The 7,172-nt window shown below is 47.1% G+C and carries 5 protein-coding genes; all 5 read left to right on the forward strand.

The annotated features are described in order from the left end of the window. The first annotated feature begins 169 nt into the window (after positions 1-169). The 5 genes from HMPREF0240_RS13840 to HMPREF0240_RS13860 all read left to right on the forward strand — a co-directional run bounded on the left by HMPREF0240_RS13840 (position 170) and on the right by HMPREF0240_RS13860 (position 6,820). Complete coding sequence (locus HMPREF0240_RS13840; RefSeq protein ID WP_009004043.1) at positions 170-427, forward strand: HPr family phosphocarrier protein; 258 nt, start codon at positions 170-172, stop codon at positions 425-427. Positions 428-469: 42 nt separating this feature from the next. Then, positions 470-2,092, forward strand: coding sequence for a phosphoenolpyruvate--protein phosphotransferase (gene ptsP, locus HMPREF0240_RS13845; protein ID WP_009004044.1), 1,623 nt, complete (start codon positions 470-472; stop codon positions 2,090-2,092). Between the two features lie 9 nt (positions 2,093-2,101). Then, positions 2,102-2,926 carry a MurR/RpiR family transcriptional regulator gene (locus tag HMPREF0240_RS13850; protein ID WP_009004045.1) on the forward strand — a complete coding sequence of 275 codons (825 nt, stop codon included), beginning with the start codon at positions 2,102-2,104 and terminating at the stop codon, positions 2,924-2,926. A 132-nt stretch (positions 2,927-3,058) separates the two neighbouring features. After that, positions 3,059-5,368 (forward strand): glycoside hydrolase family 95 protein, encoded by a 2,310-nt coding sequence (locus tag HMPREF0240_RS13855; RefSeq protein ID WP_009004046.1) that lies wholly within the window; start codon positions 3,059-3,061, stop codon positions 5,366-5,368. A gap of 18 nt (positions 5,369-5,386) precedes the next feature. Then, entirely contained in the window at positions 5,387-6,820 is a 1,434-nt protein-coding gene (locus tag HMPREF0240_RS13860; RefSeq protein WP_009004047.1) for a PTS transporter subunit EIIC, read from the forward strand. Positions 6,821-7,172 lie beyond the last annotated feature (352 nt).

Below are 7,172 nucleotides of genomic sequence, written 5' to 3' on the forward strand. Positions count from 1 at the left end.
ATCCTGCATTTTGATCGGCAGGATATGAGCTGTGTAACGCTTCCGAAACATAAACCTTTCCACAGTTCAGTTACAAAGTGAAGTGAAATAATTTTAAGCAATTGAAAAAGTCAGAGATATGTTATATACTAATTGAAGTTAAAATAAAAAACAGGAGGAAAATTGTATCATGAAAGAATTCAAATATGTTATTACTGACCCGGAGGGAATTCATGCAAGACCGGCAGGGCTGCTGGTAAAACAGGCTGCAGGCTACAAATCTGCTGTTAAGATCGCGAAAGGCGAGAAGAGTGCTGATGCGAAAAGAATTTTTGGCGTAATGGGCCTTGGAGTTAAGACGGGGGAGGAAGTTACCATTACAGCTGAAGGTGAAGACGAAGAACAGGCAATCGCAGAATTAGAGGCATTTTTCAAGGAAAACTTATAAATTAAAGAGCACTTATCATTTGTTTATATAAGGGAAGGTATTATGATTACAATAACAGGTAAAAGCGTATTTGGTGGTGTATCCATCGGAAAGCTCTCTTTTTATAAGAGAAACCAGAAAGTGATTAAACGAACACACGTTGATGATGTGGAAGCCGAATGTACCCGCTTCCAGGAAGCAAAAACAACGGCGGTTGACCAGCTCAAAGGGCTTTATGACAAGGCGCTTGAGGACGTGGGCGAAGCGAATGCCATGATTTTTGAGATACATCAGATGATGCTGGAAGATTTGGATTATATTGAATCTATTGAAAATATTATACGTACCCAGGAAGTGAATGCAGAATTTGCCGTTGCAACAACAGCGGATAATTTCGCACAGATGTTTGCTTCCATGGATGATGCATATATGCAGGGACGTGCTGCGGACGTGAAGGATGTATCCGAGCGTGTTCTGGACATCCTCTGTGGTGTGGGTGAAAGTATGGCACAGACAGACGAGCCGTGTATTATTGCGGCAGACGATCTGGCTCCCAGCGAGACCGTTCAGCTGGACAAGAGTAAAGTGCTTGGATTTGCTACCATGTATGGTTCTTCCAATTCCCATACGGCAATCCTGGCAAGAACGATGAATATTCCGGCGGTTATTGGCCTGGGCGAGGAACTGGCAGCTCAGTATGACGGCAGGATGGCAGTGATTGACGGTTTTACCGGAATGCTGTATATCGATCCGGACGAGGAAACTTTGGACAAGATGCAGGAGAAGCGCGCGAAGGATCTCGAACAGAAGGCTCTTCTGGAACAGCTCAAAGGCAAAGAGAACATAACAAAGAGCGGCCAGAAGATGAAAGTATATGCCAACATCGGAAATGTATCCGATGTCGGCGCGGTTCTGAAGAATGATGCAGGCGGAATCGGTCTGTTCCGAAGCGAGTTCTTATACCTGGAGAATGACACATTCCCCACCGAGGAGCAGCAGTTTGCAGTTTATAAACAGGTTGCGGAGAATATGGCAGGCAAAAAAGTCATTATTCGTACTCTGGACATAGGGGCTGACAAACAGGTAGATTATTTCGGACTGGACAAGGAAGAGAATCCGGCGCTTGGTTACCGTGCGATCCGTATCTGCCTGACAAGGACAGAGATCTTCAAGACACAGCTGCGTGCGCTTTACCGTGCGGCAATGTTCGGCAATATCTCTATTATGTTCCCGATGATCATCTCTGTAGATGAGATTTACAGGATCAAGGAGATTATTGCAGAAGTTCAGAGCGAACTGAAGTCAGAAGGAATCCCGTTTAAAGAGAACGTGGAGACCGGTGTGATGATTGAGACGCCGGCATCCGTTATGATCAGCAGAGACCTGGCAAAGGAAGTGGACTTCTTCAGCGTAGGAACAAACGATCTGACCCAGTACACGCTGGCAATCGACAGGCAGAATTCTAAGTTGGATGCTTTCTATGATCCTCATCATCCGGCGGTGCTCGCCATGATTAAGATGGCGGCCGAGAACGCCCATGCAGAGGGCAAGTGGATCGGCATCTGTGGTGAGCTTGGGGCCGATCTGGAGCTGACGGAGGAATTCCTGAAGATGGGACTGGACGAGCTTTCCGTATCCCCATCCATGATACTTCCGCTCAGAAAACGCATCAGAGAATGCGAATAGAATAACAAAATGCATATTTTATATCAGCGTTTGATCACAACAATTAATGAAGAGACTGTCGGTACGACGGAATACCATATCGCCAGCCTGATGCTGGAGAATATCAACCAGCTGTATCAGATACCCATCGGAGAGATGGCCGCCCTGTGTAATGTGTCAAAGTCTACGGTATCCAAGTTTGTCAGAAGGATTGGCTTTGACGATTACACGGATTTTAAGCTGGAAGCAATGCGCCAGCGGGAAAAGGACGTCTATATCCGGGGAGTGGATTCAGTGAATATTACGGATTACATCCTGGAACATGGAATGGACCGGTATATCCAGGTGCTGGTAAACGATATCAGGAATCAGGCGGATTCCATTGATATGAAGAAGATAGAACGCCTTACAGAGGACATTCACAACTATGAGAAAATCGCTGCCTTCGGGGAGATTTATTCCGAGACAGCCGCTTTGAATTTCCAGTACAAAATGTCGTACTACAGAAAGTTTATTTATACAACGATTAATGACAGGAAGCAGGAGCAATATATTGCAGAGGCTGATGCGGATACACTGCTTTTGATTTTTTCAAATTCCGGGCGCTATATCAGTACCTTTTCAAAGCTGGACGGCGAGCCGGAAAAAGAATGTTTTAATAAAACAAAGGCGAGGGTAGTTCTGATCACATCCAATACCAACATGGAAAAGGATCCAAGGGTAGATATGTGTATTTTTCTGAAATACGAAGAACGGGTTCAGAACCATCCTATTCTTTATCAGTTTCTGATCGAACAGATCACGGCGAGATATCAGAAGAAGTATGGCTTCCCGGAGGATGTAATTATTAATTAGTCTGCGGTTTAGCTGTAAATAAAAGGATATAATAACAGAAGTTTAGAGAGAGTTTCCATTTTGCGAACTTTTTCGGAACTTCTGTTTTTTTTGCTATAATGACCTCAGAAATTTGAAGGAAGGAGAAAAACGATGAACGAAATCTGGTTTCGAAAAGAAGCAGAGGAATGGACCGAAGCACTTCCCATCGGAAATGGATTTTTGGGAGCCATGGTCTTTGGCAGAACATCGGTTGAACGGATTCAGGTCAACGAAGACTCGGTCTGGTCGGGCGGCTATATGGAGAGGCTCAACCCGGATGCAAAAGGACATCTGGATGAGGTGAGGCAGCTGCTTATGCAGGGCAGAGTGCAGGAGGCGGAGCTTCTGGCTTCCCGCAGTATGTACGCAGTCTATCCCCACATGAGGCACTATCAGACGCTGGGAGATGTCTGGATTGACTTCTTTAATACAAGGGGCAGACAGACGGTAAAAAAGAAAGAGAACGGGACTTCGTTTGTAGAATATGAGTCACCGGTATTCGAGGAATACCGAAGGAGCCTGAATCTGGAAGATGCAGTGGGAAACATTGTATACACGGCGGAAAAGGGGGCAGTAAAAAGAGAATTCTTTGCCTCGTCCCCGGCGGGCGTGCTGGTTTACCGCATGTGTGCAGAGGAAGATGAGGCGCTGGATTTTGAGGTATCACTTACCAGAAAAGACAACCGATCAGGAAGAGGTTCCTCTTTTTGTGACGGTACAATGGCAGTGGGAGACGATACGATCCGTCTGTACGGCAAAAATGGTGGAAATGACGGGATTGCATTTGAAATGGCAGTGCGGATTGCCTCAGTGGGAGGACGCCAGTACCGGATGGGCAGCCATATAATCGTAGAAGGCGCGAAGGAAGCGGTGCTTTATATAACAGGGCGAACAACTTACCGGAGCAAAGATCCGGCAGCATGGTGCATGGAAACACTGGAAAAAGCTGCCGGCCTGCCTTATGAAGAATTGAAAATGCAGCATCTCGAAGATTATCACTCCCTTTATAACAGCTGTGTACTGGAGCTTGATGAAGAGGAGGAACTGGAGCAGCTCTCAACACCGGAACGTCTTGCACGGATGAGAACCGGGAAGGAAGATGTGGGACTGGTAAATCTGCATTATAATTTCGGCAGATATCTGCTGATCAGTTCCAGTCGGGAAAACAGCCTGCCCGCCAATCTGCAGGGCATCTGGAACGAAGATTTTGAGCCTGCCTGGGGTTCCAAGTACACAATCAATATTAATATCCAGATGAACTACTGGATGGCAGAAAAGACGGGGCTTTCCCGGCTGCACATGCCCCTTCTGGAGCACCTGAAAACGATGCGGCCGCACGGACAGGAGACCGCAGAGAAAATGTACGGTGCGCGTGGATTCTGCTGTCACCACAATACGGATATCTGGGGAGACTGTGCACCCCAGGACAGCCATGTATCGGCAACCATATGGCCGATGGGCGGCGCATGGCTCTGCCTTCACATTATTGAGCATTATCTGTATACAAAAGACCGGGTATTTATGGAAGAATTCTATGGAATACTGAGAGACAGCGTACAGTTTTTTGCAGACTATATGGTTCAGGATGAGCAGGGGCACTGGATTACGGGACCAAGCAGTTCCCCCGAGAACATTTATATGAATGAGCAGGGAGAATGTGGATGCCTCTGCATGGGCCCGGCTATGGATTCGGAAATACTCAGGGAGCTTTTCAGCGGATATCTTAGAATCACAGAAGAACTAGACAGGGGAGACGGGCTGGAAGCAGAAGTAAAAATGCGGCTGGAGGGGCTGCCGCCGGTCAAGATCGGAAAATACGGGCAGATTCAGGAATGGCGGAAGGACTATGAGGAGATGGAGATCGGACACCGTCATATATCCCAGCTCTTTGCTCTCTATCCGGCAGCGCAGATACGTCCGGATAAAACTCCTGAACTGGCACGGGCGGCACGGCATACGCTGGAGAGGCGCCTGAGCCACGGGGGAGGTCATACTGGATGGAGCAAGGCATGGATTATTCTGTTCTATGCGCGGCTTGGGGACGGAGAGAAAGCGTGGAAGAACCAGCGGGAGCTGCTGGTGGATGCTACGCTGGATAATCTGTTCAACACACACCCGCCGTTTCAAATAGACGGAAACTTCGGAGGGGCATGCGGTCTTTTGGAAATGCTGGTTCAGGATTTTGAAGACACGGTTTATCTGCTCCCGGCCCTTCCTCAGGCATTGAAGAGCGGGAAGGTTCGGGGAATACGTCTGAAATGCGGATGTATTCTGGATCTGGAGTGGAGAGACGCAAAGATTACAGAGATCAGGCTGCTGGGACTTCGGGAATCAGCAGTGAAATTTGCAGACAGAGAAGGAAAGCTGCACAGGACAGAGTTTCAGAAGGAACAGAGTATGGTTTTGAATTTACAGGATTGAGCGAAGGAGGATTTCAAAATGAAATACGAAAAAATGATTGAAGAAATCGTAGAAAAAATTGGAGGCAGAAATAATATTTCCAGTGTTTACCACTGTGCAACGCGTCTGCGTCTTCAGCTGAAAAATGAAACTGCAGCGGATGACGAGGCGGTGAAAGCAATTGACGGTGTTCTTTCCATCGTGAAGAGCGGCGGACAGTATCAGATTGTAATCGGACAGCATGTAGGCGATGTCTACAAAGAGATGATATCCATGCTGGGCATGGACGGCGAAAAGACAGAAGTAAAAGATGCAAAAGAGTTCAAAGAAGAAATGAAGAAGAAAAAGGTGACAAACCAGTTTATCGATCTGATTTCGGGTGTATTTACACCAATCCTGGGAATGCTAACAGCAACAGGTGTCATCAAAGGTCTTCTGGCACTTCTTACAGCGACGGGCCTGCTCTCAACAGCTTCGGGAACCTATCAGATCCTGAATATCGTGGGTGACTGCTTTTTTAACTTCCTGCCGGTATTCCTTGGATATACTGCGATGAAAAAGTTCGGAGGCACGCCGTTTATCGGTATGGCTATCGGTGCGGCCCTGGTTTATCCCTCCCTCACGACGATTATGGCAGGAGAACCGCTTTACACATTATTTTCAGGAACGATTTTTGAATCTCCGGTATACGTGACATTCCTGGGGATTCCGGTCATTCTGATGAGTTATGCAAGCTCTGTTATCCCGGCGATCGTGACATGCTTCTTTGCGGCAAAGGTGGAGAAATTCTTTGCAAAGCGGATGAGCGACTTATTCAAGACTTTTGCAGTACCGGCGCTTACCCTGATTATCAGTATTGTCCTGGCGTTTCTGATTATCGGACCGGTGGCAAGCTTTGCAAGCAGCCTTCTTGGAGCCGCATTTACGGCATTATTTGATCTGAATGCGACCATCAGCGGTTTCTTATATGGAGCGTTAATCCAGGTTTGCGTAATGTTTGGTGTACACTGGGGATTCGTTGCAATTTCTGTAAATAACCTGGCCACTATGGGATTTGACCCAATCACCATTGCAGGTCTCTCCTCTGCATTCGCACAGGCCGGAGTAGTATTGATGATTATGCTGAAAACAAGAAATAAAAAGCTTAAAAGCGTATGCGGACCGGCGATCCTTTCAGCTATGGTCGGTATTACAGAACCCGCGATCTATGGTGTTACACTGCAGTTTAAAAAGCCGTTTATCCTGGCATGTCTGGCTTCCGGTATCGGTGGCGCAATCATAGGATTCGGTGGAGTAAAGCAGTATTTTTATGGAACAAACGGTATCTTTGGGTGGCTTCAGGTAATTAATCCGGAGACCGGATTCGATTCATCGGTTCTGGCAGCTATTATAGCTTGTATCGTAAGCTTTGTGGCGGCTATTATCCTGATGGCCGTATTCGGAAAAAATTCAGTGCCGCAGGATCAAAAATAAATCGGGATTTAGTTAACGAGCTTCAGCCTCGTTGACGGACGGGGACGCTTAATGACAGGGATGCCGGGACGGACTGTGAAAAACACCTGTCCTGTTGGAAATGCTTTTAGCGAGCATAGCAGCAGTTAGAGGAAATCCACAAAATCAGCGTGAAAAAAGCAGCTTCCGAAGCTGCTTTTTAGAACACCTGAGCCGCTTAATCATCAGATTAAGCGGTGAATGTGTTCGGTTCATGCTTATTTTGCGGATTTCCTCTTACTGCTGCTTGGCGCAGCGGCTGTATTTCCAACAGGACAGGTGTTTTTCACAGTCCGTCCCGGCTCACGGTAAGCGCCCCCTCCATCCGCTCCCG

The sequence above is a fragment of the Clostridium sp. D5 genome, assembly GCF_000190355.1.
GTDB lineage: Bacteria > Bacillota > Clostridia > Lachnospirales > Lachnospiraceae > Faecalicatena > Faecalicatena fissicatena_A.

Coding starts and splice junctions, on each gene's coding strand:
- HMPREF0240_RS13860 (WP_009004047.1), top strand. CDS start 5,387: ATGAAATACGAAAAAATGATTGAAGAAATCGTAGAAAAAATTGGAGGC.
- ptsP (WP_009004044.1), top strand. CDS start 470: ATGATTACAATAACAGGTAAAAGCGTATTTGGTGGTGTATCCATCGGA.
- HMPREF0240_RS13855 (WP_009004046.1), top strand. CDS start 3,059: ATGAACGAAATCTGGTTTCGAAAAGAAGCAGAGGAATGGACCGAAGCA.
- HMPREF0240_RS13850 (WP_009004045.1), top strand. CDS start 2,102: ATGCATATTTTATATCAGCGTTTGATCACAACAATTAATGAAGAGACT.
- HMPREF0240_RS13840 (WP_009004043.1), top strand. CDS start 170: ATGAAAGAATTCAAATATGTTATTACTGACCCGGAGGGAATTCATGCA.